The organism is Streptomyces ochraceiscleroticus (genome assembly GCF_000720485.1).
Taxonomy (GTDB): domain Bacteria; phylum Actinomycetota; class Actinomycetes; order Streptomycetales; family Streptomycetaceae; genus Streptomyces; species Streptomyces ochraceiscleroticus.
Map to the genome: position 1 here is coordinate 144878 of NZ_JOAX01000002.1, position 26928 is coordinate 171805.

At 66.1% G+C, this 26928-nt stretch carries 33 protein-coding genes; 32 read left to right on the forward strand and 1 reads right to left on the reverse strand.

Going from position 1 to position 26928, the window contains the following annotated elements:
• Nucleotides 1–173 precede the first annotated feature (173 nt).
• From rplJ to tuf, 9 genes are all read left to right on the forward strand, one after another.
• Nucleotides 174–701, forward strand: coding sequence for a 50S ribosomal protein L10 (rplJ, locus tag IG84_RS0102820; protein WP_030262771.1), 528 nt, complete (start codon nt 174–176; stop codon nt 699–701).
• A gap of 123 nt (nt 702–824) precedes the next feature.
• Nucleotides 825–1211, forward strand: a complete 387-nt coding sequence (rplL, locus tag IG84_RS0102825) for a 50S ribosomal protein L7/L12 (protein ID WP_030262775.1) — start codon at nt 825–827, stop codon at nt 1209–1211.
• A gap of 614 nt (nt 1212–1825) precedes the next feature.
• Nucleotides 1826–5308: a DNA-directed RNA polymerase subunit beta gene (rpoB, locus tag IG84_RS0102830; RefSeq protein ID WP_030262779.1), complete on the forward strand. Its 3483-nt coding sequence runs from the start codon at nt 1826–1828 to the stop codon at nt 5306–5308.
• A gap of 96 nt (nt 5309–5404) precedes the next feature.
• Nucleotides 5405–9304, forward strand: coding sequence for a DNA-directed RNA polymerase subunit beta' (locus IG84_RS0102835; protein WP_031050927.1), 3900 nt, complete (start codon nt 5405–5407; stop codon nt 9302–9304).
• A 207-nt stretch (nt 9305–9511) separates the two neighbouring features.
• On the forward strand, nt 9512–9985 hold the full coding sequence (locus tag IG84_RS0102840; protein WP_037799179.1) for a DUF1707 and DUF4190 domain-containing protein: 474 nt from the start codon (nt 9512–9514) through the stop codon (nt 9983–9985).
• Nucleotides 9986–10384: 399 nt separating this feature from the next.
• Complete coding sequence (gene rpsL / locus IG84_RS0102845) at nt 10385–10756, forward strand: 30S ribosomal protein S12 (protein ID WP_003948652.1); 372 nt, start codon at nt 10385–10387, stop codon at nt 10754–10756.
• Between the two features lie 2 nt (nt 10757–10758).
• Nucleotides 10759–11229 carry a 30S ribosomal protein S7 gene (gene rpsG, locus IG84_RS0102850; RefSeq protein ID WP_030262788.1) on the forward strand — a complete coding sequence of 157 codons (471 nt, stop codon included), beginning with the start codon at nt 10759–10761 and terminating at the stop codon, nt 11227–11229.
• 39 nt (nt 11230–11268) lie between these two features.
• Nucleotides 11269–13389: an elongation factor G gene (fusA, locus tag IG84_RS0102855; RefSeq protein ID WP_031050934.1), complete on the forward strand. Its 2121-nt coding sequence runs from the start codon at nt 11269–11271 to the stop codon at nt 13387–13389.
• 164 nt (nt 13390–13553) lie between these two features.
• Nucleotides 13554–14747, forward strand: coding sequence for an elongation factor Tu (gene tuf, locus IG84_RS0102860; RefSeq protein WP_030262794.1), 1194 nt, complete (start codon nt 13554–13556; stop codon nt 14745–14747).
• 116 nt (nt 14748–14863) lie between these two features.
• Here the strand turns inward: tuf and IG84_RS0102865 are convergent, their stop codons facing one another.
• Nucleotides 14864–15178, reverse strand: a complete 315-nt coding sequence (locus tag IG84_RS0102865; RefSeq protein WP_051861316.1) for an RpnC/YadD family protein — start codon at nt 15176–15178, stop codon at nt 14864–14866.
• A 200-nt stretch (nt 15179–15378) separates the two neighbouring features.
• On the opposite strand from IG84_RS0102865, the gene IG84_RS0102870 reads away from it, so the two are divergent.
• The 23 genes from IG84_RS0102870 to rplO all read left to right on the forward strand — a co-directional run bounded on the left by IG84_RS0102870 (nt 15379) and on the right by rplO (nt 26671).
• Complete coding sequence (locus IG84_RS0102870; protein ID WP_031050941.1) at nt 15379–15975, forward strand: Uma2 family endonuclease; 597 nt, start codon at nt 15379–15381, stop codon at nt 15973–15975.
• Nucleotides 15976–16082: 107 nt separating this feature from the next.
• The gene (gene panD / locus IG84_RS0102875) at nt 16083–16508 is read left to right on the forward strand and encodes an aspartate 1-decarboxylase (RefSeq protein ID WP_031050943.1); all 426 of its coding nucleotides are present in this window, start codon (nt 16083–16085) and stop codon (nt 16506–16508) included.
• A gap of 445 nt (nt 16509–16953) precedes the next feature.
• The gene (gene rpsJ, locus IG84_RS0102880; RefSeq protein WP_014054162.1) at nt 16954–17262 is read left to right on the forward strand and encodes a 30S ribosomal protein S10; all 309 of its coding nucleotides are present in this window, start codon (nt 16954–16956) and stop codon (nt 17260–17262) included.
• 17 nt (nt 17263–17279) lie between these two features.
• Entirely contained in the window at nt 17280–17924 is a 645-nt protein-coding gene (gene rplC / locus IG84_RS0102885; protein ID WP_030262803.1) for a 50S ribosomal protein L3, read from the forward strand.
• 8 nt (nt 17925–17932) lie between these two features.
• Complete coding sequence (gene rplD / locus IG84_RS0102890; RefSeq protein WP_030262805.1) at nt 17933–18583, forward strand: 50S ribosomal protein L4; 651 nt, start codon at nt 17933–17935, stop codon at nt 18581–18583.
• A complete protein-coding gene (rplW, locus tag IG84_RS0102895) occupies nt 18583–18906 on the forward strand; it encodes a 50S ribosomal protein L23 (RefSeq protein WP_030262807.1) in 324 nt (107 codons plus the stop codon). The genes rplD and rplW overlap by 1 nt, the downstream gene beginning before the upstream one ends.
• A gap of 40 nt (nt 18907–18946) precedes the next feature.
• A complete protein-coding gene (rplB, locus tag IG84_RS0102900) occupies nt 18947–19783 on the forward strand; it encodes a 50S ribosomal protein L2 (protein ID WP_030262808.1) in 837 nt (278 codons plus the stop codon).
• A gap of 12 nt (nt 19784–19795) precedes the next feature.
• The gene (gene rpsS / locus IG84_RS0102905) at nt 19796–20077 is read left to right on the forward strand and encodes a 30S ribosomal protein S19 (RefSeq protein ID WP_030262810.1); all 282 of its coding nucleotides are present in this window, start codon (nt 19796–19798) and stop codon (nt 20075–20077) included.
• A 44-nt stretch (nt 20078–20121) separates the two neighbouring features.
• Complete coding sequence (gene rplV / locus IG84_RS0102910; RefSeq protein WP_037799123.1) at nt 20122–20469, forward strand: 50S ribosomal protein L22; 348 nt, start codon at nt 20122–20124, stop codon at nt 20467–20469.
• On the forward strand, nt 20469–21290 hold the full coding sequence (rpsC, locus tag IG84_RS0102915) for a 30S ribosomal protein S3 (RefSeq protein ID WP_030262814.1): 822 nt from the start codon (nt 20469–20471) through the stop codon (nt 21288–21290). The genes rplV and rpsC overlap by 1 nt, the downstream gene beginning before the upstream one ends.
• Before the next feature lie 5 nt (nt 21291–21295).
• A complete protein-coding gene (rplP, locus tag IG84_RS0102920) occupies nt 21296–21715 on the forward strand; it encodes a 50S ribosomal protein L16 (RefSeq protein WP_004571829.1) in 420 nt (139 codons plus the stop codon).
• Nucleotides 21715–21939 (forward strand): 50S ribosomal protein L29, encoded by a 225-nt coding sequence (gene rpmC, locus IG84_RS0102925; RefSeq protein ID WP_004950453.1) that lies wholly within the window; start codon nt 21715–21717, stop codon nt 21937–21939. Before rplP ends, rpmC begins: the two co-directional genes overlap by 1 nt.
• Nucleotides 21939–22220 (forward strand): 30S ribosomal protein S17, encoded by a 282-nt coding sequence (gene rpsQ, locus IG84_RS0102930; protein WP_030262818.1) that lies wholly within the window; start codon nt 21939–21941, stop codon nt 22218–22220. Before rpmC ends, rpsQ begins: the two co-directional genes overlap by 1 nt.
• A gap of 127 nt (nt 22221–22347) precedes the next feature.
• Nucleotides 22348–22716, forward strand: coding sequence for a 50S ribosomal protein L14 (gene rplN / locus IG84_RS0102935; RefSeq protein ID WP_003974257.1), 369 nt, complete (start codon nt 22348–22350; stop codon nt 22714–22716).
• A 3-nt stretch (nt 22717–22719) separates the two neighbouring features.
• The gene (gene rplX, locus IG84_RS0102940; protein WP_019888758.1) at nt 22720–23043 is read left to right on the forward strand and encodes a 50S ribosomal protein L24; all 324 of its coding nucleotides are present in this window, start codon (nt 22720–22722) and stop codon (nt 23041–23043) included.
• The gene (gene rplE / locus IG84_RS0102945) at nt 23043–23603 is read left to right on the forward strand and encodes a 50S ribosomal protein L5 (RefSeq protein ID WP_030262823.1); all 561 of its coding nucleotides are present in this window, start codon (nt 23043–23045) and stop codon (nt 23601–23603) included. Before rplX ends, rplE begins: the two co-directional genes overlap by 1 nt.
• 5 nt (nt 23604–23608) lie before the next feature.
• Complete coding sequence (locus IG84_RS0102950) at nt 23609–23794, forward strand: type Z 30S ribosomal protein S14 (protein WP_003956452.1); 186 nt, start codon at nt 23609–23611, stop codon at nt 23792–23794.
• A 241-nt stretch (nt 23795–24035) separates the two neighbouring features.
• Entirely contained in the window at nt 24036–24434 is a 399-nt protein-coding gene (gene rpsH, locus IG84_RS0102955; RefSeq protein ID WP_030262826.1) for a 30S ribosomal protein S8, read from the forward strand.
• Nucleotides 24435–24456: 22 nt separating this feature from the next.
• On the forward strand, nt 24457–24996 hold the full coding sequence (gene rplF, locus IG84_RS0102960) for a 50S ribosomal protein L6 (protein ID WP_031050954.1): 540 nt from the start codon (nt 24457–24459) through the stop codon (nt 24994–24996).
• Nucleotides 24997–24999: 3 nt separating this feature from the next.
• Nucleotides 25000–25383 (forward strand): 50S ribosomal protein L18, encoded by a 384-nt coding sequence (rplR, locus tag IG84_RS0102965; protein ID WP_031050955.1) that lies wholly within the window; start codon nt 25000–25002, stop codon nt 25381–25383.
• A 46-nt stretch (nt 25384–25429) separates the two neighbouring features.
• The gene (gene rpsE, locus IG84_RS0102970) at nt 25430–26035 is read left to right on the forward strand and encodes a 30S ribosomal protein S5 (protein ID WP_030262835.1); all 606 of its coding nucleotides are present in this window, start codon (nt 25430–25432) and stop codon (nt 26033–26035) included.
• A complete protein-coding gene (gene rpmD / locus IG84_RS0102975) occupies nt 26032–26214 on the forward strand; it encodes a 50S ribosomal protein L30 (RefSeq protein WP_031050958.1) in 183 nt (60 codons plus the stop codon). The genes rpsE and rpmD overlap by 4 nt, the downstream gene beginning before the upstream one ends.
• A 1-nt stretch (nt 26215) precedes the next feature.
• Nucleotides 26216–26671 carry a 50S ribosomal protein L15 gene (rplO, locus tag IG84_RS0102980; RefSeq protein WP_030262840.1) on the forward strand — a complete coding sequence of 152 codons (456 nt, stop codon included), beginning with the start codon at nt 26216–26218 and terminating at the stop codon, nt 26669–26671.
• The last annotated feature ends 257 nt before the right edge of the window (nt 26672–26928 follow it).

The following is a 26928-nucleotide window of genomic DNA, read 5'->3' on the forward strand; positions in this document are numbered from 1 at the left end:
GCGGTGGCCGAAGGATCCGCTAGCTGCGGACGGCCTGCGCAGGTGAATGAGGAGTAACTCCCGGAACGGTTTCCGTGCCCGGTCGAGTCACGCCCCGTGCGCCTGCGCCGGGGCGTTTGTTTTGCCCAGCCCCTTCTGCGCGGTCCTCATCACCCGGAAGGAGGCCGAGGCTCATGGCAAGTCCTGACAAGGTCGCAGCTGTCGAGGAGATCACGGACAAGTTCCGTAACTCCAACGCCGCTGTCGTCACCGCGTACACCGGACTTACTGTCGCGCAGATCAAGGATCTGCGTCGTTCGCTCGGTGACAACGCTCAGTACCGTGTGGTGAAGAACACGCTGACCAAGATCGCGGCCCAGGAGGCCGGGATCTCCGTGCTGGACGAGCACCTCGTGGGCTCGACGGCCGTCGCCTTCGTGACCGGTGACCCGGTCGAGGCGGCGAAGGGTCTTCGTGACTTCGCCAAGGAGAACCAGAACCTCGTCATCAAGGGCGGTGTCTTCGAAGGGAAGGCACTCTCCGCTGACGACATCAAGAAGCTTGCGGACCTTGAGTCCCGCGAGGTTCTGCTCGCCAAGCTGGCGGGTGGCATGAAGGCGTCCATGGCCAAGGCCGCGGCGACCTTCCAGGCCCCGCTCACGAAGTTCGCCCGCACCGCGGACGCGCTTCGCAGCAAGGCCGAGCAGGGCGGTGCCGAGTAATTCGGCTCGCACATTGGCAGCTCTTGCCTAGGCATGCCTAGGCAGGGAGGCCACAGCGGGCCAAACGTACGCCCGCCGACATGTACATCCGGCACCAGCCGATTTAGTGGAAGGACCGCCACCATGGCGAAGCTCAGCCAGGAAGACCTGCTCGCGCAGTTCGAGGAGATGACCCTCATCGAGCTCTCCGAGTTCGTGAAGGCCTTCGAGGAGAAGTTCGACGTCGAGGCTGCCGCCCCGGTCGCCGTTGCCGCCGCCGGCGCCCCGGGTGCCCCGGCCGCCGAGGCCGCTGAGGAGCAGGACGAGTTCGACGTCATCCTCACCGGTGCGGGCGACAAGAAGATCCAGGTCATTAAGGTCGTGCGTGAGCTGACCTCCCTGGGTCTGAAGGAGGCCAAGGACCTCGTGGACGGCACCCCGAAGCCGGTCCTCGAGAAGGTCGCCAAGGACGCCGCTGACAAGGCCAAGGAGGCCCTCGAGGGCGCCGGCGCCTCGGTCGAGGTCAAGTGACCTCTGTCAGTCGCTGACTGAACACCTCCGGGATCCCGGGCTTCGCCTGGTCCCGTGCCAAGGGCGATCACCCATGCGGGTGATCGCCCTTCGGCGTTCCGATGTCCTTGCCGGGTTGCCGCGCACTCCCGTGCGAGTATGGTGATCTTCGTTGTCCGGCCGTGCGCCTCGTGACGATCTCCCTGGGGTGGGGGGCCTTGACGAACAGCACGCGGCGCGCAATTCTCAGGACGCGACGTCAGAAGCGATCCGGAGTCCGAGGCATGGATCGCCGACGAAGAGGGCAGTATCGATGTGCGCCCAGGGGCGCACGGCATGCAGCAGGCGCTTGAGCGTGAAGAACTACAACGAGGGGTACCCCTGCTAGAGGGAGCCTTCCGGAGGAGAGATTGGGTGCAGAGCCGGTCTCCGAAAACCCGGTCTGGACATCAGTGTGCCGAGTGGCTACACTGACCCTTTGCGCTGCCTGTTAGCTGCTCCCTGCCCGTCACCAGGGGCATACCCACCTCTCAGCACTGCGGACGTCACCTCCCTGACCAGGGATTTCTTCCGTTGTGTGCGGACGTGGGACCGGTACGCGCGTAGTGAGTCCGAGCCCTCGGAAGGACCCCCTCTTGGCCGCCTCGCGCAACGCCTCGACTGCCAATACGAACAACGGCGACAGCACCGCCCCGCTGCGCATCTCTTTTGCGAAGATCAAGGAGCCCCTCGGGGTTCCGAACCTCCTTGCGCTGCAGACCGAAAGCTTCGACTGGCTGCTCGGCAACGCCGCATGGAAGGGTCGCGTCGAGGCTGCGCTGGAGTCCGGTCAGGACGTCCCCACCAAGTCCGGTCTGGAGGAGATCTTCGAAGAGATCTCCCCGATCGAGGACTTCTCCGGGTCGATGTCGCTGACTTTCCGCGACCACCGCTTCGAGCCCCCGAAGAACAGCATCGACGAGTGCAAGGAGCGCGACTTCACGTACGCGGCTCCGCTCTTCGTCACCGCCGAATTCACCAACAACGAGACCGGCGAGATCAAGTCCCAGACGGTCTTCATGGGCGACTTCCCGCTCATGACCAACAAGGGCACCTTCTGCATCAACGGCACCGAGCGTGTCGTCGTCTCGCAGCTGGTCCGCTCGCCGGGTGTCTACTTCGACAGCCAGATCGACAAGACGTCCGACAAGGACATCTTCTCCGCCAAGATCATCCCGTCCCGGGGTGCCTGGCTGGAGATGGAGATCGACAAGCGTGACATGGTCGGTGTCCGCATCGACCGCAAGCGCAAGCAGTCGGTCACCGTGCTGCTCAAGGCCCTCGGTTGGACGACCGAGCAGATCCTCGAGGAGTTCGGCGAGTACGAGTCCATGCGCGCCACCCTGGAGAAGGACCACACCCAGGGCCAGGACGACGCGCTGCTCGACATCTACCGCAAGCTGCGCCCGGGCGAGCCGCCGACGCGCGAGGCCGCGCAGACGCTGCTGGAGAACCTGTACTTCAACCCGAAGCGCTACGACCTCGCCAAGGTCGGCCGCTACAAGGTCAACAAGAAGCTCGGCGGCGACGAGCCGCTGGACGCCGGCGTTCTCACCACCGACGACATCATCGCCACGATCAAGTACCTGGTGAAGCTGCACGCCGGTGAGACCGAGACGATCGGTGAGAACGGCACGGAGATCGTCGTCGAGACCGACGACATCGACCACTTCGGCAACCGCCGTCTGCGCAATGTCGGCGAGCTGATCCAGAACCAGGTCCGTACGGGTCTCGCCCGTATGGAGCGCGTCGTGCGTGAGCGCATGACGACCCAGGACGTCGAGGCGATCACGCCGCAGACCCTGATCAACATCCGGCCGGTCGTCGCCTCCATCAAGGAGTTCTTCGGCACCAGCCAGCTGTCCCAATTCATGGACCAGACCAACCCGCTGTCGGGTCTGACCCACAAGCGTCGTCTCTCGGCGCTGGGCCCGGGTGGTCTCTCCCGTGAGCGGGCCGGCCTGGACGTCCGTGACGTGCACCCGTCGCACTACGGCCGTATGTGCCCGATTGAGACCCCTGAGGGTCCCAACATTGGTCTGATCGGTTCGCTCGCCTCGTACGGCCGTGTCAACGTCTTCGGCTTCATCGAGACGCCGTACCGCAAGGTCGTCGACGGCCAGGTCACCGAAGAGGTCGTCTACCTCACGGCCGACGAAGAAGACCGCTTCATCATCGCCCAGGCCAACGCCCCGCTGACCGACGACATGCGCTTCGCGGAGCAGCGTGTCCTGGTCCGCCGGCGTGGCGGCGAGGCCGACCTCGTCACGGTCGACGAGGTGGACTTCATGGACGTCTCGCCGCGCCAGATGGTGTCGGCCGCGACCGCCATGATCCCGTTCCTCGAGCACGACGACGCCAACCGCGCGCTCATGGGCTCGAACATGATGCGCCAGGCCGTGCCGCTCATCAAGGCCGAGGCCCCGCTGGTCGGCACCGGCATGGAGTACCGCTGCGCGGTCGACGCCGGCGACGTCATCAAGGCCGAGAAGGACGGTGTGGTCCAGGAGGTCTCCGCGGACTACATCACCGTCGCCAACGACGACGGCACGTACACCACGTACCGCGTCGCCAAGTTCACCCGCTCCAACCAGGGCACCTCCTTCAACCAGAAGGTCGTCGTGGACGAGGGCGCGCGGGTCATCGAGGGCCAGGTCCTCGCCGACGGTCCGTCCACGGACGAAGGCGAGATGGCGCTCGGCAAGAACCTGCTCGTGGCGTTCATGCCGTGGGAGGGTCACAACTACGAGGACGCGATCATCCTGTCGCAGCGCCTCGTGCAGGACGACGTCCTCTCCTCGATCCACATCGAGGAGCACGAGGTCGACGCCCGTGACACCAAGCTGGGCCCCGAGGAGATCACCCGGGACATCCCGAACGTCTCCGAGGAGGTCCTCGCCGACCTCGACGAGCGCGGCATCATCCGCATCGGTGCCGAGGTCGTCGCCGGCGACATCCTGGTCGGCAAGGTCACGCCCAAGGGTGAGACCGAGCTGACCCCGGAGGAGCGCCTGCTCCGTGCGATCTTCGGTGAGAAGGCCCGTGAGGTCCGTGACACCTCGCTGAAGGTGCCGCACGGCGAGACCGGCAAGGTCATCGGCGTCCGCGTCTTCGACCGCGAGGAGGGCGACGAGCTGCCCCCGGGCGTGAACCAGCTGGTTCGCGTGTACGTGGCGCAGAAGCGCAAGATCACCGACGGTGACAAGCTCGCCGGCCGCCACGGCAACAAGGGCGTCATCTCGAAGATCCTGCCGGTCGAGGACATGCCGTTCCTGGAGGACGGCACCCCGGTCGACATCATCCTCAACCCCCTGGGTGTCCCGTCCCGAATGAACCCGGGACAGGTCCTGGAGATCCACCTCGGCTGGCTGGCCAGCCAGGGCTGGAAGGTCGAGGGCAACGAGGAGTGGCAGCAGCGGCTGCAGGCCATCGGCGCCGACGACGTCGCGCCGCGGACCAACGTCGCCACGCCGGTCTTCGACGGTGCGCGCCAGGACGAGCTGCAGGGTCTGTTCGACTCCACGCTGCCGAACCGCGACGGCGACCGGATGGTCAAGGACACCGGCAAGGCCCGGCTGTTCGACGGCCGCTCCGGCGAGCCGTTCCCGGACCCGATCTCGATCGGGTACATGTACATCCTCAAGCTGCACCACCTGGTCGACGACAAGCTCCACGCCCGCTCGACCGGTCCGTACTCGATGATCACCCAGCAGCCGCTGGGTGGTAAGGCCCAGTTCGGTGGCCAGCGCTTCGGTGAGATGGAGGTGTGGGCGCTGGAGGCATACGGCGCCGCTTACGCCCTCCAGGAGCTGCTGACGATCAAGTCCGACGACGTGACCGGCCGCGTGAAGGTCTACGAGGCCATCGTCAAGGGCGAGAACATCCCCGAGCCCGGCATTCCCGAGTCCTTCAAGGTGCTCATCAAGGAAATGCAGTCGCTGTGCCTGAACGTGGAGGTGCTGTCCTCGGACGGCATGTCCATCGAGATGCGCGACACCGACGAGGACGTCTTCCGCGCGGCGGAGGAGCTCGGTATCGACCTGTCCCGGCGCGAGCCGAGCAGCGTCGAAGAGGTCTGACGGGTCTGGCCGGGACCTCCCTGTGAGGTCCCGGCCCCACCCCGGACCCCCTCAGACCATGATTGAGACTCGACCCTGAAAGAGGGATTGACGACAGTGCTCGACGTCAACTTCTTCGACGAGCTGCGGATCGGCCTTGCCACCGCTGACGACATTCGTCAGTGGTCCCACGGCGAGGTCAAGAAGCCGGAGACCATCAACTACCGCACCCTCAAGCCCGAGAAGGACGGCCTCTTCTGCGAGAAGATCTTTGGCCCCACTCGGGACTGGGAGTGCTACTGCGGTAAGTACAAGCGCGTCCGCTTCAAGGGCATCATCTGCGAGCGCTGCGGCGTCGAGGTCACTCGCGCCAAGGTGCGCCGTGAGCGGATGGGCCACATCGAGCTGGCCGCCCCCGTCACGCACATCTGGTACTTCAAGGGCGTTCCGAGCCGGCTGGGCTACCTGCTGGACCTCGCCCCCAAGGACCTCGAGAAGGTCATCTACTTCGCCGCCTACATGATCACGTGGGTGGACGAGGAGCGCCGTACGCGTGACCTGCCCTCGCTGGAGGCGCACGTCTCCGTCGAGCGTCAGCAGATCGAGCAGCGCCGCGACGCCGACCTCGAGGCCCGCGCCAAGAAGCTCGAGACCGACCTGGCCGAGCTGGAGGCCGAGGGCGCCAAGGCCGACGTGCGCCGCAAGGTGCGCGAGGGTGCCGAGCGCGAGATGAAGCAGCTGCGCGACCGTGCGCAGCGCGAGATCGACCGCCTGGACGAGGTCTGGAACCGCTTCAAGAACCTCAAGGTCCAGGACCTCGAGGGCGACGAGCTGCTCTACCGCGAGCTGCGTGACCGCTTCGGCACGTACTTCATGGGCGGCATGGGTGCGGCTGCCCTGCAGAAGCGCCTGGAGTCTTTCGACCTCGACGAAGAGGCCGAGAAGCTCCGCGAGATCATCCGTACCGGCAAGGGCCAGAAGAAGACCCGTGCGCTCAAGCGCCTGAAGGTCGTCTCCGCGTTCCTGCAGACCCGCAACAGCCCCAACGGCATGGTGCTGGACTGCATCCCGGTCATTCCGCCGGACCTGCGTCCGATGGTGCAGCTGGACGGTGGCCGCTTCGCGACCTCCGACCTGAACGACTTGTACCGCCGTGTGATCAACCGCAACAACCGCCTCAAGCGTCTCCTTGACCTCGGTGCCCCCGAGATCATCGTGAACAACGAGAAGCGGATGCTGCAGGAGGCCGTCGACGCGCTGTTCGACAACGGCCGCCGCGGTCGCCCGGTCACCGGTCCCGGTAACCGCCCGCTGAAGTCCCTCAGCGACATGCTGAAGGGTAAGCAGGGCCGTTTCCGTCAGAACCTGCTCGGTAAGCGTGTGGACTACTCCGCGCGTTCCGTCATCGTCGTCGGCCCGCAGCTCAAGCTGCACCAGTGCGGTCTGCCGAAGGCCATGGCGCTGGAGCTCTTCAAGCCGTTCGTGATGAAGCGCCTGGTCGACCTGAACCACGCGCAGAACATCAAGTCGGCGAAGCGGATGGTCGAGCGCGGCCGCACGGTCGTGTACGACGTCCTCGAAGAGGTCATCGCCGAGCACCCGGTTCTGCTGAACCGTGCGCCCACCCTGCACCGCCTCGGTATCCAGGCGTTCGAGCCGCAGCTCGTCGAGGGCAAGGCCATTCAGATTCACCCGCTCGTCTGCACCGCGTTCAACGCGGACTTCGACGGTGACCAGATGGCCGTGCACCTGCCGCTGTCCGCGGAGGCGCAGGCCGAGGCCCGCATCCTGATGCTGTCCTCGAACAACATCCTCAAGCCCGCCGACGGCCGTCCGGTCACCATGCCGACCCAGGACATGGTGCTGGGCCTGTTCTTCCTCACCACCGACGAGGAGGAGCGCAAGGTCATCGGTGAGGGCCGCGCGTTCGGCTCGGTCGCCGAGGCGATCATGGCGTTCGACGCCAAGGAGCTCTCGCTCCAGGCGAAGGTCGACATCCGCTTCCCGATCGGCACGGTTCCGCCCCGCGGCTGGACCCCGCCGGCTCCGGAGGAGGGCGAGCCCGAGTGGCAGCAGGGTGACAGCTTCCGGCTGCGCACGACCCTGGGCCGCGCGCTCTTCAACGAGCTGCTGCCCGAGGACTACCCGTTCGTCGACTACTCGGTGGGCAAGAAGCAGCTCTCCGCGATCGTCAACGACCTGGCCGAGCGCTACCCGAAGGTCATCGTCGCGCAGACGCTGGACAACCTGAAGGCGGCCGGCTTCCACTGGGCCACCCGCTCCGGCGTCACCGTCGCCGTCTCCGACATCGTCGTGCCGGAGGCCAAGAAGGAGATCGTCGCGGGCTACGAGGCCCAGGACGAGAAGGTCCAGAAGCAGTACGAGCGCGGTCTGATCACCAAGGACGAGCGCACTCAGGAACTGATCAACATCTGGACCAAGGCGACCAACGAGGTCGCCGAGGCGATGAACGACAACTTCCCCAAGACGAACCCCATCTTCATGATGGTTGACTCGGGTGCCCGAGGAAACATGATGCAGATGCGGCAGATCGCCGGTATGCGTGGTCTGGTGTCGAACGCGAAGAACGAGACCATCCCGCGACCCATTAAGGCGTCGTTCCGTGAGGGTCTCTCCGTGCTGGAGTACTTCATCTCCACCCACGGTGCCCGTAAGGGTCTCGCGGACACCGCCCTCCGTACCGCCGACTCGGGTTACCTCACCCGTCGTCTCGTGGACGTCTCCCAGGACGTCATCATCCGCGAGGAGGACTGCGGCACCGAGCGCGGTCTGAAGCTGCGGATCGCCAGCAAGGGCGCCGACGGCGTGCTGCGCAAGGCGGACGACGTCGAGTCCAGCGTGTACGCCCGGATGCTCGCCGAGGACGTCGTCGTCGACGGCAAGGTCATCGCCTCGGCGAACGTGGACCTCGGTGACGTGCTCATCGACCAGCTGGTCGCGCACGGCGTCGAGGAGGTCAAGACCCGCTCGGTCCTGACCTGTGAGTCCGCGGTCGGCACCTGTGCCTTCTGCTACGGCCGTTCGCTGGCCACCGGCAAGCTGGTCGACATCGGTGAGGCCGTCGGCATCATCGCGGCCCAGTCCATCGGTGAGCCCGGTACCCAGCTGACGATGCGTACCTTCCACACCGGTGGTGTGGCGGGTGACGACATCACCCTGGGTCTGCCGCGAGTCGTCGAGCTCTTCGAGGCCCGTACGCCCAAGGGTGTCGCCCCGATCTCCGAGGCCGCCGGCCGCGTGCGGATCGAGGAGACCGAGAAGACCAAGAAGGTCATCGTCACGCCGGACGACGGCAGCGACGAGACGTCCTACGGCGTCTCCAAGCGTGCCCGTCTGCTGGTGGGCGAGGGCGACCACGTCACGGTCGGCCAGCCGCTGACCGTCGGTGCGATCAACCCGCACGACGTGCTGCGCATCCTCGGCCAGCGTGCGGTCCAGGTCCACCTGGTCGGCGAGGTCCAGAAGGTCTACAACAGCCAGGGCGTGGCGATCCACGACAAGCACATCGAGATCATCATCCGGCAGATGCTGCGCCGCGTGACGATCATCGAGTCCGGCGACGCGGAGCTGCTGCCGGGCGAGCTCGTGGAGCGCTCGAAGTTCGAGGGCGAGAACCGTCGCGTCGTGGCGGAGGGTGGCCACCCGGCCTCCGGCCGTCCGCAGCTGATGGGTATCACCAAGGCTTCGCTGGCCACCGAGTCGTGGCTGTCGGCGGCGTCCTTCCAGGAGACGACCAGGGTCCTGACCGACGCGGCGATCAACGCCAAGTCGGACTCCCTGATCGGCCTCAAGGAGAACGTCATCATCGGTAAGCTCATCCCGGCCGGTACGGGCCTGTCCCGCTACCGCAACATCCGGGTCGAGCCGACCGAGGAGGCCAAGGCCGCGATGTACTCGGCCGTCGGCTACGACGACATCGACTACTCGCCGTTCGGCACCGGCTCCGGCCAGGCCGTCCCGCTGGAGGACTACGACTACGGTCCGTACAACCAGTAAGCGGTAGCCGGCGGCGGCCGGTCCCGTAAGGGCGAAAACGCGAACTGCAGGGCGGTCATCCTCATGTTGGGTGACCGCCCTGCGGTGTGTGAGGGATGATGGGGCCATCATCGCTCCGGCCGGGGGGAGGTCTCACAGGTGGCGTTCGAACCGTGGCAAGGGGGCCGGCCGGCCCATCCGCCTCGTCAGATGCCCGCCATGCCCGCCATGCGCGCGGCGCACGCGGACCGGGAGCGGGCGGTCGATGTACTGAAGGCGGGGTTCGCCGAGGGGCGGCTCTCGCAGAGTGAGTACGAGGAGCGGGTGGAGCGCGCGTATCAGGCGCTGACCTACGGCGACCTGCAGTTACTGGTGGGGGACCTGCCCCAGGGGCCGGTACCGCAGCCGCCGATGCTGCTGCCGCAGCCGATGGTCCCGCCGACGTTCCTGCCGATGCCTCAGCCGCGGACCAACCCGTCCGCGACCGGCTCCATGATCTGCGGCCTGCTCACCCCGCTGACCTGGGGAGTGAGCGCGATCCCGGCGGTGATCCTGGGGCACAAGGCGCGGACGGAGATCCGGCGGAGCGGCGAGCGGGGCGACGGCATGGCGCTGACCGGCGTCGTGCTGGGCTGGCTGGCCATCGGGGGCTGGTGCCTGGTGATGCTGGTGACACTGCTGGCGTTGCTGCCGAAGACCTGAAGGGCGGGGGCGACGGTCCGCGCGGGCCGTGGGACACGCCGTGGCGCTCGGCCGTAACGGGGCCGGTGACCTTCTTCCGTCTGCGCGATGAGCGCACTACGGTGGCGGCAGCGCCGAAGGAGTCCGGCGTGTCCTACGCGTGTGCATTTGTTTTGACCGCAGCCCATGCGGTAGGTACGCTCTGACCTTGTGCCTGGGGTGTCCCTGGCCTGCCGTGCGCGCATCTCCCTCAGCCTTCGGGCGGGCGGTGCCGGTGCGCACGAAGCCGGGTCTCGACACCGTAATCCGCTGCTCCTCGTCCCAGCGAGGGTTCTGCGGTATTCGACACACCCGACCTCGTGGGTCGGCGAAGTTCCAGGTTAGCTTTACCGAGACTGGCACACAGAAACCGGAGAAACGGTGCCTACGATCCAGCAGCTGGTCCGCAAGGGCCGGCAGGACAAGGTCGAGAAGAACAAGACGCCCGCACTTGAGGGTTCTCCTCAGCGCCGCGGCGTCTGCACGCGTGTTTTCACCACCACCCCGAAGAAGCCGAACTCGGCCCTGCGTAAGGTCGCGCGTGTGCGTCTGACCAGCGGCATCGAGGTCACCGCTTACATTCCGGGTGAGGGCCACAACCTCCAGGAGCACTCGATCGTGCTCGTGCGTGGCGGTCGTGTGAAGGACCTGCCGGGTGTTCGGTACAAGATCATCCGCGGCTCCCTCGACACGCAGGGCGTCAAGAACCGCAAGCAGGCTCGCAGCCGCTACGGCGCCAAGAAGGAGAAGTAAGAATGCCTCGTAAGGGCCCCGCCCCGAAGCGCCCGGTCATCATCGACCCGGTCTACAACTCTCCTCTGGTGACCTCCCTCATCAACAAGGTGCTGCTGAACGGAAAGCGCTCCACCGCTGAGCGCATCGTTTACGGCGCCATGGAGGGTCTGCGTGAGAAGACCGGCAACGACCCGGTCATCACGCTGAAGCGCGCGCTGGAGAACATCAAGCCGACCCTCGAGGTCAAGTCCCGCCGTGTCGGTGGCGCGACCTACCAGGTTCCGGTCGAGGTCAAGCCGGGTCGCGCGTCGACCCTGGCGCTGCGCTGGCTCGTGGGCTACTCCCGCGCCCGCCGCGAGAAGACCATGACCGAGCGCCTCATGAACGAGCTGCTGGACGCCTCGAACGGCCTCGGCGCTTCGGTCAAGAAGCGCGAGGACACGCACAAGATGGCCGAGTCCAACAAGGCCTTCGCGCACTACCGCTGGTAGTCGCTACCCACATCGAGACCGAGAGAAGACGAAAGCCTTATGGCTACCACTTCACTTGACCTGGCCAAGGTCCGCAATATCGGGATCATGGCCCACATCGACGCGGGCAAGACGACGACCACCGAGCGGATCCTGTTCTACACCGGTGTTTCGTACAAGATCGGTGAGGTCCACGACGGCGCCGCCACGATGGACTGGATGGAGCAGGAGCAGGAGCGTGGCATCACGATCACCTCTGCTGCCACCACCTGTCACTGGCCGCTGGAGAACGTCGACCACACCATCAACATCATCGACACCCCGGGGCACGTCGACTTCACCGTTGAGGTGGAGCGCTCCCTGCGCGTGCTCGACGGTGCGGTGACGGTGTTCGACGGCGTTGCCGGCGTTGAGCCCCAGTCCGAGACGGTGTGGCGTCAGGCGGACCGCTACGGCGTGCCGCGTATCTGCTTCGTCAACAAGCTCGACCGCACCGGCGCCGAGTTCCACCGCTGCGTCGACATGATCGTGGACCGCCTCGGCGCGACCCCGATCGTCATGCAGCTGCCGATCGGCACCGAGGCGGACTTCAAGGGCGTCGTCGACCTGGTCCGCATGAAGGCCCTGGTCTGGTCCGCCGAGGCCGCCAAGGGCGAGATGTACGACACCGTCGACATCCCGGACACCCACATCGAGGCTGCCGAGGAATGGCGCGGCAAGCTCCTCGAGACGGTCGCCGAGAACGACGAAGAGCTGATGGAGCTGTACCTGGAGGGCCAGGAGCCCACCGAGGAGCAGCTGTACGCGGCGATCCGCCGCATCACCATCAACTCGGGCAAGGGCGGCGACACCACCGTCACCCCCGTGTTCTGTGGCACCGCCTTCAAGAACAAGGGTGTCCAGCCGCTGCTGGACGCGGTCGTGCGCTACCTCCCCTCGCCGCTGGACGTCGAGGCCATCGAGGGCCACGCGGTCAACAACGCCGACGAGGTCATCAAGCGCCGTCCCTCCGAGGACGAGCCGCTGGCCGCGCTCGCGTTCAAGATCGCGAGCGACCCGCACCTCGGCAAGCTCACCTTCATCCGGGTCTACTCGGGTCGCCTGGAGTCCGGCACGCAGGTGCTGAACTCCGTCAAGGGCAAGAAGGAGCGCATCGGCAAGATCTACCGGATGCACGCGAACAAGCGTGAGGAGATCGAGTCGGTGGGTGCCGGTGACATCGTCGCCGTCATGGGTCTGAAGCAGACCACCACCGGTGAGACCCTCTGCGACTCCTCCAACCAGGTGATCCTGGAGTCGATGGAGTTCCCGGCCCCGGTCATCCAGGTCGCCATTGAGCCCAAGTCCAAGGGCGACCAGGAGAAGCTGGGTGTCGCCATCCAGCGCCTCGCCGAGGAGGACCCGAGCTTCCAGGTCCACACCGACGAGGAGACCGGCCAGACCATCATCGCGGGTATGGGCGAGCTGCACCTCGACGTGCTGGTCGACCGTATGAAGCGTGAGTTCCGGGTCGAGGCCAACGTCGGTAAGCCGCAGGTCGCGTACCGCGAGACGCTGCGGAAGACCGTCGACAAGATCGACTACACGCACAAGAAGCAGACTGGTGGTTCCGGCCAGTTCGCGAAGGTGCAGATCTCGGTCGAGCCTCTTGAGGGCGATGGCTACGAGTTCGAGAACAAGGTCACGGGTGGCCGCATCCCGCGGGAGTACATCCCGTCCGTGGACGCGGGCTGCCAGGAGGCCATGGAGTTCGGTGTTCTCGCCGGCTACCCGCTGACCGGTGTGCGCGTCACGCTCCACGACGGTGCCTTCCACGAGGTCGACTCCTCCGAGATGGCGTTCAAGATCGCCGGTTCGATGGCCTTCAAGGAGGCCGCGCGCAAGGCTTCCCCGGCCCTGCTCGAGCCGATGATGAAGGTCGAGGTCACCACGCCCGAGGACTACATGGGCGACGTGATCGGCGACATCAACTCCCGCCGTGGACAGATCCAGTCCATGGAGGACCGCCACGGTGCCAAGCTCGTCACGGGCCTGGTTCCGCTCTCGGAGATGTTCGGCTACGTCGGAGACCTCCGCAGCAAGACGTCGGGTCGCGCGAGCTACTCGATGCAGTTCGACTCCTACGCCGAGGTTCCGCGGAACGTCGCCGAGGAGATCATCGCGAAGGCCAAGGGCGAGTAAGACCCGTCTCGTCAGAGTCGGACCCCGACACGCTTTAGGCTTGACACCGACCGGTGGGGCAAACCGCGTTTATCGCGTGGAATGCCCCGCCGGCCGGCACCCCAGCAAAGATCACCTGGCGCCGATGAGTAAGGCGTACAGAACCACTCCACAGGAGGACCCCAGTGGCGAAGGCGAAGTTCGAGCGGACTAAGCCGCACGTCAACATCGGCACCATCGGTCACATCGACCACGGTAAGACGACCCTTACCGCGGCGATCACCAAGGTGCTGCATGACGCGTTCCCGGACCTGAACGAGGCCTCGGCCTTCGACATGATCGACAAGGCGCCGGAAGAGCGCCAGCGTGGTATCACCATCTCCATCGCGCACGTCGAGTACCAGACGGAGAACCGTCACTACGCCCACGTCGACTGCCCCGGTCACGCGGACTACATCAAGAACATGATCACGGGTGCGGCGCAGATGGACGGCGCCATCCTCGTGGTTGCCGCCACCGACGGCCCGATGCCGCAGACCAAGGAGCACGTGCTCCTGGCCCGCCAGGTCGGCGTTCCCTACATCGTTGTCGCCCTGAACAAGGCCGACATGGTGGACGACGAGGAGATCCTGGAGCTCGTCGAGCTCGAGGTCCGTGAGCTCCTCTCCGAGTACGAGTTCCCGGGCGACGACGTCCCGGTCGTCAAGGTCTCGGCGCTGAAGGCGCTCGAGGGCGACGCCGAGTGGGGCAAGTCGGTCCTGGACCTGATGAAGGCTGTCGACGAGGCCATCCCGGCCCCGGAGCGCGACACCGACAAGCCGTTCCTGATGCCGATCGAGGACGTCTTCACCATCACCGGTCGCGGTACGGTCGTCACCGGCCGTATCGAGCGCGGTGTGCTGAAGGTCAACGAGAACGTCGACATCATCGGCATCAAGACCGAGAAGACCTCCACCACGGTCACCGGCATCGAGATGTTCCGGAAGCTGCTGGACGAGGGTCAGGCCGGTGAGAACGTCGGTCTGCTGCTTCGCGGTATCAAGCGCGAGGACGTCGAGCGCGGCCAGGTCATCATCAAGCCCGGTTCGGTCACCCCGCACACCGAGTTCGAGGCCCAGGCCTACATCCTGTCGAAGGACGAGGGTGGCCGTCACACCCCCTTCTTCAACAACTACCGCCCGCAGTTCTACTTCCGTACCACGGACGTGACCGGCGTCGTGACCCTCCCCGAGGGCACCGAGATGGTCATGCCGGGCGACAACACCTCCATGTCCGTCCAGCTGATCCAGCCGGTCGCCATGGAGGAGGGCCTGAAGTTCGCCATCCGTGAGGGTGGCCGGACCGTCGGCGCCGGCCAGGTCACCAAGATCAACAAGTAAGCTCACTTACTTGTCGGTCGGGGAGACCCGGCGCTCCTAGCGAGCGAGGGCCCCGCACACCTTCTGGTGTGCGGGGCCCTTTGTCGTGTGTACGGGTGGCTGGGCGGCCGTCAGCCCTACTGGGCGGCCTCGGCACTGGTCTCGGTGCCGGCCTCGACGTCGTCGGCGAAGAGCTCGTCGGCTTCCTGCGCGGTGAGCGCACGGTCGAACCAGCGGTCGAGGACGTCCAGCTCGGTGCACCCGGTGATCCGCGCCCGCGCCTCCTCGGAGACGGCGATACCGCGCCCTTCCAGGAGCCGCAGAATCAGCGTGACCCGTCCGTCGGCTTCACCTTCGGCCCTGCCTTCTGCCTTGCCCTCGGCCTTCCCCTCCAGGTACGTCTCCTCGACGATCGTGCCGCGTCCGGGGAAGTAGCTTCCGTTGACCTTCATGAGTTCGAACGTAGGGTCGCCGAGCAGAGGAAGAACAGAACATTCCTCTGGCATATGACCGCTCGATCGAGTGATGTGGTGGGGCTGTCAGGGGCGCCGGGGTCGAGTGGCGTCAATGCCGTGCAGGTGTTCCCGCTCCTTCGGGCGGTGTCCGGCCGTATCGGGGCACTACCGTGGGTACACGGGCCACGCTCTCGTCCATGGGAGGAATCATGACCGCCGAACCGCAGCACACCTGGCCGGTGCCGCCGCCGGACGGTTACACCGTGGACGACCTCTTCGCTCTGCCCGATCTCCCGCCGCACACCGAGTTGATCGACGGGAGCCTGGTCTTCGTGAGCCCGCAGCGGGATTTCCATACGATTGCGATGTACCTGTTGGAAGCCGGTCTGCGGCGGACCGTGCCGGAGCGCTTCCGGGTGCGGCGGGAGATGGCCGTCGTCCTGGACGCCCGGAACGCTCCGGAGCCCGATCTCCTTGTGCTGCATGCGGAGGCCGTGCAAGGACGGCGACAGACACGGTATGAGCCGGCCGACGTGGTGCTCGCCGTGGAAGTCGTGTCGCCGGACTCCGAGGCCCGGGACCGGGACAGTAAGCCCGGGAAGTACGCCGCGGCCGGCATCCCGCATTTCTGGCTGGTCGAGATGGCGGGGGAGAAGGACCATCCGGCGGTGCACACCTACGAGCTGGACCCGGTCACCAAGGCGTACGGACTCACGGGCATCCATCACGAGCGGTTGAAGGTGACGGTGCCCTTCACCATCGACATCGATCTCGCGGAGGTCGATCACCTGTAGGGAGACGGTCGTCACTCTTCGGTCTTGCCGGTCGGGCGCTTAGCATGGCTGCGTTGGCGCGCACCTTGGTACGAGGGCGCGACCCCTTTCTTTCGGGAGTGACGGCAATGCTGCGCACCATGTTCAAGTCGAAGATCCATCGGGCCACCGTGACGCAGGCCGATCTGCATTACGTGGGGTCGGTGACGGTTGACGCCGAGTTGATGGACGCTGCCGATCTGCTGCCGGGCGAGCTGGTGCACATTGTCGACATCACCAATGGGGCCCGGCTGGAGACCTACGTCATCGAGGGGGAGCGGGGATCCGGCGTCATTGGGATCAATGGCGCGGCCGCGCACCTCGTGCACCCCGGTGACCTGGTGATTCTCATCAGCTACGCGCAGGTCGAGGACGCCGAGGCGCGGGCGATGAAGCCGAGCGTGGTGCATGTCGACGCCGCGAACCGGATCGTGGCGCTGGGGAGCGACGCCTCGGCTCCGGTGCCCGGGAGCGAGCAGGAGCGGAGTCCGCAGGCGGTCGTTCCGGCCGGCTGACGGCCGGCCGAAGATCGACTCGGGGCGGGCCCGGGGATTCGCAGGGTGTGGCGTGGGGTACTCTCTCCCCTTCGGTTGGCCAGCCGTGTGCCCCATATGGCACACTAGCCAAGTTGCTCGGTTGAGTGCCGATGCTGCGCGCCTCCCGCCGGGAGGACTGGAAGCGAGTCCTAGGTATTCGTCGCCTCTTATCAGGGGCGGAAGTACGGGAATCTTCCGGGAAGCGTCAGCGGGGTGCCTCAGCCAGGCGCCCGGTGGGTGTCCATGACCCCACGTTCTCCTTCTCGAAGGATCTCCCCTGCGGAGATATGCGGGAGGGGATGCGACACGCCCGACCGCGTGGGTCGGCGAAGAGCGAGAGCGTGGCGGATGTGGGCCGTGTCTCCGAAAGGCACAAGCACACCGGGTCCCAGAGCGTTACGAGACAAAGGACTACACAGTAGCCATGGCGGGACAGAAGATCCGCATCCGGCTCAAGGCCTACGACCACGAGGTCATCGACAGCTCGGCGAAGAAGATCGTCGAGACGGTGACCCGCACTGGTGCGTCGGTCGCGGGCCCGGTGCCGCTGCCCACTGAGAAGAACGTGTACTGCGTCATCAAGTCGCCGCACAAGTACAAGGACGCGCGCGAGCACTTCGAGATGCGGACGCACAAGCGCCTGATCGACATTCTCGACCCGACGCCGAAGACCGTTGACTCCCTGATGCGACTCGACCTTCCGGCCGGCGTCGACATCGAGATCAAGCTCTGAGGGTCGGTGAGTCAAGAATGACTAAGCAGATCAAGGGCCTCCTGGGCGAGAAGCTCGGCATGACCCAGGTCTGGGACGAGAACAACCGTGTCGTCCCGGTCACCGTGGTCAAGGCCGGCCCCTGTGTCGTTACCCAGGTGCGCACCGCAGACCAGGACGGTTACGACTCCGTCCAGATCGCCTTCGGCGAGATCGACCCGCGCAAGGTGAACAAGCCCCTCAAGGGCCACTTCGCCAAGGCCGATGTCACCCCCCGTCGTCACCTCGTCGAGGTCCGTACCGCCGACGCCGGCGAGTACACCCTCGGCCAGGAGATCAATGCCGAGGTCTTCGACTCCGGCATCAAGGTGGACGTGACCGGCAAGACCAAGGGCAAGGGCACCGCCGGTGTCATGAAGCGTCACGGCTTCCACGGCGGCAAGGCTTCGCACGGTGCGCACCGCGTACACCGCAAGCCGGGCTCCATCGGTGGCTGCGCCACCCCGGGCCGTGTCTTCAAGGGCATGCGCATGTCCGGCCGTATGGGCAACGAGCGGGTCACCACCCAGAACCTGACCGTCCACGCCGTTGACGCGGAGAAGGGACTGCTGCTCATCAAGGGCGCCGTCCCCGGTCCGAACGGCGGCCTCGTCCTGGTCCGTACCGCGGCCAAGGGGGCCTGAGGTAACCGATGAGCACCATTGACATCCTTTCGCCGGCAGGCGACAAGGCCGGGACCGTCGAGCTCCCCGCGGAGATCTTCGACGCGAAGGTCAGCGTTCCGCTGATCCACCAGGTCGTTGTTGCACAGCTGGCCGCTGCCCGTCAGGGCACGCACAAGACCAAGACCCGTGGCGAGGTCCGCGGCGGTGGCAAGAAGCCGTACCGCCAGAAGGGCACCGGCCGCGCGCGTCAGGGTTCGACCCGTGCGCCGCAGTTCGCCGGCGGTGGCATCGTCCACGGCCCCGTGCCGCGTGACTACTCGCAGCGGACCCCGAAGAAGATGAAGGCCGCCGCCCTGCGCGGTGCCCTCACCGACCGGGCCCGCAACTCGCGCATCCACGTCGTTTCCGGCGTGGTCGAGGGTGCGACCTCCACGAAGGCCGCCAAGGCTCTTCTCGGCAAGATCAGCGAGCGCAAGAACGTGCTCCTGGTCGCCGAGCGCAGCGACGAGGCCGCGTGGCTGTCCGCCCGCAACCTGCCCCAGGTTCACATCCTGGAGCCGGGCCAGCTGAACACGTACGACGTGCTCGTCTCGGACGACGTGGTCTTCACCCAGACCGCTTTCGAGTCCTTCGTGTCTGGCCCCAAGGCCGTTGAGACCGAAGGGAGCGACGCCTGATGAGTGAGGCCGTCGTCACCAGCAAGACCTTCACGGACCACCGTGACGTGCTGAAGAAGCCCGTCGTGTCCGAGAAGAGCTACGCGCTGCTGGACGAGAACAAGTACACGTTCATCGTCGACCCGCGTGCCAACAAGACCCAGATCAAGCAGGCCGTCGAGGCGGTCTTCTCGGTCAAGGTCACCGGGGTGAACACGATCAACCGGCAGGGCAAGCGCAAGCGCACCCGCACCGGTTTCGGCAAGCGCGCTGACACCAAGCGCGCCATCGTGACCCTCGCCGAGGGCGACCGCATCGACATCTTCGGCGGTCCGACCGCCTAACGGCGGTCTGGATCGTCCGGAATCGGACGAGGACTGAGAAATGGGTATCCGCAAGTACAAGCCGACGACCCCGGGCCGTCGTGGCTCCAGCGTCGCCGACTTTGTCGAGATCACGCGGTCCACGCCGGAGAAGTCGCTGGTTCGCCCGCTGCACAGCAAGGGCGGCCGTAACAACGCCGGTCGTGTGACCGTTCGCCACCAGGGTGGTGGCCACAAGCGCGCCTACCGCGTGATCGACTTCCGTCGTCACGACAAGGACGGCGTGCCGGCCAAGGTCGCGCACATCGAGTACGACCCGAACCGCACCGCGCGCATCGCGCTCCTGCACTACGCGGACGGCGAGAAGCGCTACATCATCGCCCCCCGCGGCCTGTCGCAGGGTGACCGGATTGAGAACGGCCCTGGCGCCGACATCAAGCCCGGCAACAACCTGGCGCTGCGCAACATCCCGGTCGGTACGACCATCCACGCCATCGAGCTGCGGCCCGGCGGCGGCGCGAAGTTCGCCCGTTCCGCGGGTGCCTCCGTGCAGCTGCTGGCGAAGGAGGGCACCATGGCCCACCTTCGTATGCCGTCGGGTGAGATCCGCCTGGTCGACGTCCGCTGCCGCGCCACTGTCGGCGAGGTCGGCAACGCCGAGCAGTCGAACATCAACTGGGGCAAGGCCGGCCGCATGCGCTGGAAGGGCGTCCGCCCGACCGTGCGTGGTGTCGTGATGAACCCCGTCGACCACCCGCACGGTGGTGGTGAGGGCAAGACCTCCGGTGGTCGCCACCCGGTCTCGCCGTGGGGTCAGAAGGAGGGTCGTACGCGTTCGCCTAAGAAGGCTTCGAACAAGTACATCGTCCGCCGCCGCAAGACGAACAAGAAGCGCTAGGAGCGGGTTTAGATGCCGCGCAGTCTCAAGAAGGGGCCCTTCGTCGACGACCACCTGATCAAGAAGGTGGATGTCCAGAACGAAGCCGGCACCAAGAACGTCATCAAGACCTGGTCCCGTCGCTCCATGATCGTGCCGGCCATGCTCGGCCACACGCTGGCGGTGCACAACGGCAAGACCCACGTCCCGGTGTTCGTCACCGAGTCGATGGTCGGCCACAAGCTCGGCGAGTTTGCGCCGACCCGCACCTTCCGCGGCCACGAGAAGGACGACCGCAAGTCGCGTCGTCGCTGATCGGCGGAAGAGCGAAGACTATGACTGACACCGAAGGGACAACCATGGAAGCCAGGGCCCAGGCGCGCTACGTGCGTGTCACGCCCATGAAGGCCCGCCGCGTGGTGGACCTTGTCCGTGGCATGAGCGCCACGGAGGCTCAGGCGGTCCTGCGTTTCGCCCCGCAGGCCGCGAGCGTGCCGGTGGGCAAGGTGCTGGACAGCGCCATTGCCAACGCCGCGCACAACTACGACCACACGGACGCCAACTCGCTGTTCATCAGCGAGGCGTACGTCGACGAGGGCCCGACCCTGAAGCGGTTCCGTCCGCGTGCTCAGGGCCGTGCCTACCGGATCCGCAAGCGGACCAGCCACATCACTGTGGTCGTCAGCAGCAAGGAAGGAACCCGGTAATGGGCCAGAAGGTAAACCCGCACGGGTTCCGGCTCGGCATCACCACCGACTTCAAGTCGCGCTGGTACGCCGACAAGCTGTACAAGGACTACGTCAAGGAAGACGTCGCCATTCGTCGCATGATGACGAAGGGCATGGAGCGCGCCGGTATCTCGAAGGTGGAGATCGAGCGCACCCGTGAGCGCGTCCGCGTTGACATCCACACCGCCCGTCCGGGCATCGTCATCGGCCGCCGCGGCGCCGAGGCCGACCGCATCCGCGGTGAGCTGGAGAAGCTCACCGGCAAGCAGGTCCAGCTGAACATCCTCGAGGTCAAGAACCCCGAGACGGATGCCCAGCTGGTCGCGCAGGCCGTCGCGGAGCAGCTGTCCTCGCGCGTCTCCTTCCGTCGCGCCATGCGTAAGAGCATGCAGTCGACGATGAAGGCCGGCGCCAAGGGCATCAAGATCCAGTGCGGCGGTCGTCTCGGCGGCGCCGAGATGTCCCGCTCGGAGTTCTACCGCGAGGGCCGCGTGCCCCTGCACACGCTCCGTGCGAACGTCGACTACGGCTTCTTCGAGGCCCGCACGACCTTCGGCCGCATCGGCGTGAAGGTCTGGATCTACAAGGGCGACGTCAAGAACATCGCCGAGGTTCGCGCCGAGAACGCCGCTGCCCGTGCGGGTAACCGCCCGGCCCGCGGTGGCAACGACCGCCCGCGCCGTGGTGGCGAGCGTGGCGGCCGCGGCCGCAAGCCGCAGCAGCAGAACGCCGCTGCCGAGGCCCCCAAGGCCGAGGCCGCTGCCGCTGCTCCGGCTGAGAGCACCGGACAGGAGGCCTGACCGACATGCTGATCCCTCGCAGGGTCAAGCACCGCAAGCAGCACCACCCGAAGCGCAACGGCATGGCCAAGGGTGGCACCGAGCTGGCCTTCGGTGAGTACGGCATCCAGGCCGTCACCCCGGCTTACGTGACGAACCGGCAGATCGAGTCCGCTCGTATCGCCATGACCCGTCACATCAAGCGTGGCGGCAAGGTCTGGATCAACATTTACCCGGACCGCCCGCTGACGAAGAAGCCGGCCGAGACCCGCATGGGTTCCGGTAAGGGTTCTCCGGAGTGGTGGGTCGCGAACGTCAAGCCCGGTCGGGTGATGTTCGAGCTGTCCTTCCCGAACGAAAAGGTTGCGAAGGAGGCGCTCACCCGCGCCGCCCACAAGCTTCCGATGAAGTGCCGCATCGTGCGGCGCGAGGCAGGTGAGTCGTGATGGCGGCCGGTACCAAGGCGACCGAGCTGCGCGAGCTGAACAACGAGGACCTCGTTGCCAAGCTTCGTGAGGCCAAGGAGGAGCTGTTCAACCTCCGCTTCCAGGCGGCGACCGGACAGCTCGAAAACCACGGCCGGCTGAAGGCCGTCCGCAAGGACATCGCCCGGATCTACACCCTGATGCGGGAGCGCGAGCTCGGCATCGAGACGGTGGAGAGCGCCTGATGAGCGAGACGAATGTGACTGAGAAGAACGAGCGCGGCTTCCGCAAGACCCGTGAGGGTCTGGTCGTCAGCGACAAGATGGACAAGACCGTCGTCGTCGCCGTCGAGGACCGCGTCAAGCACGCGCTGTACGGCAAGGTCATCCGTCGTACGAACAAGCTCAAGGCGCACGACGAGCAGAACGCCGCGGGCGTGGGCGACCGTGTCCTCCTCATGGAGACCCGGCCGACCTCCGCGACGAAGCGCTGGCGCGTCGTCGAGATCCTCGAGAAGGCCAAGTAATTCCCGCTGGGGAATTGCGGCAAGCACATCCCCCCGAGGGGGATTCCCTCGGAAAAGTTCCGCCAGGCTCGGCAGGGGTTTCACGTGAAACCCCTGCCGGGAACCGGCAGACGATCAGGAGATAGACGTGATCCAGCAGGAGTCTCGGCTGCGCGTCGCCGACAACACGGGTGCGAAGGAAATTCTCACCATCCGTGTTCTCGGTGGCTCGGGCCGACGCTACGCGGGCATCGGTGACGTCATCGTCGCCACCGTGAAGGATGCGATCCCCGGTGGCAACGTGAAGAAGGGTGACGTCGTCAAGGCGGTCATCGTGCGCACCGTGAAGGAGCGCCGCCGTCCCGACGGTTCGTACATCCGCTTCGACGAGAACGCGGCCGTCATCCTCAAGAACGATGGCGACCCCCGCGGCACCCGTATCTTCGGCCCCGTGGGCCGTGAGCTGCGCGAGAAGAAGTTCATGAAGATCATCTCGCTCGCGCCGGAGGTGCTGTAACCGATGAAGATCAAGAAGGGCGACCTGGTCCAGGTCATCACCGGTAAGGACAAGGGCAAGCAGGGCAAGGTCATCGCGGCCTTCCCCCGCGAGGACCGTGTTCTGGTCGAGGGTGTCAACCGGGTCAAGAAGCACACCAAGGCCGGTCAGACCGCTCGCGGTTCGCAGACCGGCGGCATTGTGACGACCGAGGCCCCCATCCACGTCAGCAACGTTCAGCTGGTTGTGGAGAAGGACGGCAACAAGGTTGTCACCCGCGTCGGGTACCGCTTCGATGACGAAGGCAACAAGATCCGCGTTGCCAAGCGGACCGGTGAGGACATCTGATGACTGCCACCACCAACGCGCCGCGCCTCAAGCAGCGCTACCGCGAAGAGATCGCCGGGAAGCTGAAGGACGAGTTCTCGTACGAGAACGTCATGCAGATCCCCGGTCTGACCAAGATCGTGGTCAACATGGGTGTGGGCGACGCCGCCCGCGACTCCAAGCTGATCGAGGGCGCCATCCGCGACCTCACCACGATCACCGGCCAGAAGCCGGCCGTGACCAAGGCCCGCAAGTCCATCGCGCAGTTCAAGCTGCGTGAGGGCCAGCCGATCGGTGCCCACGTCACCCTCCGCGGTGACCGCATGTGGGAGTTCCTGGACCGCCTGCTGTCGCTCGCGCTGCCGCGCATCCGCGACTTCCGTGGTCTGTCGCCGAAGCAGTTCGACGGCCGGGGCAACTACACCTTCGGTCTCACGGAGCAGGTCATGTTCCACGAGATCGACCAGGACAAGATCGACCGTACCCGGGGTATGGACATCACCGTGGTCACCACGGCGACCAACGACGACGAGGGCCGTGCCCTCCTCCGTCACCTCGGCTTCCCGTTCAAGGAGGCGTGAGCGAGATGGCGAAGAAGGCTCTCATCGCGAAGGCTGCTCGCAAGCCCAAGTTCGGCGTGCGCGCGTACACCCGCTGCCAGCGCTGCGGTCGTCCGCACTCCGTCTACCGCAAGTTCGGCCTGTGCCGCGTGTGCCTTCGTGAGATGGCTCACCGTGGCGAGCTGCCGGGCGTGACCAAGAGCTCCTGGTAAGTCCCCACTTGGGATTTACCGGAGGCTCTCGGTAAGCATTCGGATGGCGTGGTGCCCCACCCATATCACCTAGAGTGGAAGGGTTGGGCGCCTCGCCGCCCGAGACCGACCGCGGGCCACCGTGCCCGCTCAAAGTCGCTTACTACGCCGTAGGTCCCCGTGCCGCACCCGTCCCGCCCATGAGTGGGGAGAGGGATGGCGCATATAGGAAACCCCGGCGAGAGAGGCCGAAGGCCAATTCATGACCATGACTGACCCCATCGCAGACATGCTGACTCGTCTGCGTAACGCGAACTCGGCATACCACGACACCGTGTCGATGCCGCACAGCAAGATCAAGTCGCACATCGCGGAAATCCTCCAGCAGGAGGGTTACATCACCGGCTGGAAGGTCGAGGACGCCGAGGTCGGCAAGAACCTCGTCCTCGAGCTGAAGTTCGGCCCGAACCGCGAGCGCTCGATCGCCGGCATCAAGCGGATTTCGAAGCCGGGCCTGCGGGTCTACGCAAAGTCCACCAACCTGCCGAAGGTCCTCGGCGGCCTGGGCGTGGCGATCATCTCCACGTCCCACGGTCTCCTGACCGGTCAGCAGGCCAGCAAGAAGGGTGTAGGCGGAGAAGTTCTCGCCTACGTCTGGTAACCAGGGAACGGAGGAATAGCTAATGTCGCGTATTGGCAAGCTGCCCATCCAGGTTCCCGCTGGTGTGGACGTCACCATCGATGGCCGGACGGTCTCCGTGAAGGGCCCCAAGGGTTCCCTTCAGCACACGGTCGCCGCGCCCATCGAGGTCGCCAAGGGTGAGGACGGCGCCATTGCCGTCACCCGCCCGAACGACGAGCGTCAGAACAAGGCCCTGCACGGCCTGTCCCGCACGCTGGTGGCGAACATGATCACCGGCGTGACCCAGGGCTACAGCAAGGCGCTCGAGATCAGCGGTGTGGGTTACCGCGTCCAGGCGAAGGGCTCCAACCTGGAGTTCTCGCTGGGCTACAGCCACCCGATCCTGATCGAGGCGCCCGAGGGCATCTCGTTCAAGGTCGAGTCCCCGACCAAGCTCAGCGTCGAGGGCATCGACAAGCAGAAGGTCGGCGAGGTCGCCGCGAACATCCGCAAGCTGCGTAAGCCCGACCCGTACAAGGCCAAGGGCGTCAAGTACGCCGGCGAGGTCATCCGCCGCAAGGTCGGAAAGGCTGGTAAGTAAGCCATGGCATACGGTGTGAAGATCGCTAAGGGCGACGCCTACAAGCGCGCCGCTGCGAAGCGTCGCCACATCCGCATCCGTAAGCGGATTTCGGGTACTTCGGAGCGTCCTCGTCTGGTCGTGACGCGGTCCAACCGTGGCATCACCGCCCAGGTCATCGACGACATCAAGGGCCACACCCTGGCCTCTGCGTCGACGCTGGACGCGTCGATCCGCGGTGGCGAGGGCGACAAGAGCGCGCAGGCGAAGCAGGTCGGCGCCCTGGTCGCCGAGCGTGCCAAGGCTGCCGGTGTCGAGGCCGTCGTGTTCGACCGTGGTGGCAAGCAGTACGCCGGGCGGATTGCCGCTCTGGCCGACGCCGCCCGCGAAGCCGGGCTGAAGTTCTGAGCCCCGGTTCCGTAGCTAGCGGACGTAACAGAGAGAGGTAATTCCAATGGCTGGACCCCAGCGCCGCGGTGGCGGCGCCGGTGGCGGCGAGCGGCGGGACCGTAAGGACCGGCGGGACGGCGGCGCAGCTGCCGAAAAGACCGCCTACGTCGAGCGTGTTGTCGCCATCAACCGTGTCGCCAAGGTTGTGAAGGGTGGTCGTCGCTTCAGCTTCACCGCGCTGGTCGTGGTGGGCGACGGTGACGGCACCGTGGGTGTCGGTTACGGCAAGGCCAAGGAGGTGCCGGCCGCCATCGCCAAGGGTGTTGAGGAGGCCAAGAAGCACTTCTTCAAGGTCCCCCGTATCGCCGGCACCATCCCGCACCCCATCCAGGGCGAGAAGGCCGCGGGCGTCGTCCTGCTCAAGCCTGCTTCCCCCGGTACCGGTGTGATCGCCGGTGGCCCGGTGCGCGCCGTGCTCGAGTGCGCCGGCATCCACGACGTGCTGAGCAAGTCGCTCGGTTCGTCGAACCCGATCAACATCGTGCACGCCACGGTGACCGCGCTTCAGGGCCTTCAGCGCCCCGAGGAGATCGCGGCCCGTCGTGGCCTGCCGCTGGAGGACGTTGCTCCCGCCGCTCTGCTGCGGGCGCGTGCCGGGGTGAACGCGTGATGCGCATCAAGATCACCCAGACGAAGTCCTACATCGGTAGCAAGCAGAACCACCGTGACACGCTGCGTTCGCTCGGCCTCAAGCGCCTGAACGACAGCGTCGTCCGGGAGGCCCGTCCCGAGGTCGTCGGCATGGTGCACACCGTGCGTCACCTGGTGACGGTCGAGGAGGTCGACTGACATGGCGGAGAACAACCCGCTGAAGGTCCACAACCTCCGTCCTGCCCCGGGCGCCAAGACCGCCAAGACCCGTGTGGGTCGTGGTGAGGCGTCCAAGGGTAAGACCGCTGGTCGTGGTACCAAGGGCACGAAGGCCCGTTACCAGGTTCCGGAGCGCTTCGAGGGTGGCCAGATGCCCCTCCACATGCGTCTCCCGAAGCTGAAGGGCTTCAAGAACCCCGCCCACAAGCAGTTCCAGGTGGTGAACCTGGAGAAGCTGGCCGCGCTGTACCCCGAGGGTGGCGAGGTCACGGTGGCCGACCTGGTCGCCAAGGGCGCGGTGCGCAACAACGAGCTCGTCAAGGTCCTGGGCCAGGGCGAGATCTCCGTGGCGCTGACGGTGACGGTTGACGCCGTTTCCGGCTCCGCCAAGGAGAAGATCGCCGCCGCCGGCGGCAGCGTCACCGAGCTGCTCTGACACCTCTCTGACGCCGCTCCGACGCGAGTGAATCAACTGACCGGGGATGCCCACGAATTGGGGCATCCCCGGTTGGTCGTTCCAAGGGGGGCATGGTCGCCGGTAAGGTGGCGTGCACTATTGCTGTACTTTCGCCGGGGGCTGCCGCATCAGGTGACTGATGTGGCGGACCGCGGAGAATACGCCGCGTGGCCGGGGGCCACGCGGTTTTCGGCCGCTCAGTATTCGTAGATCCTCAAGACCGTCACCTCTCGCCC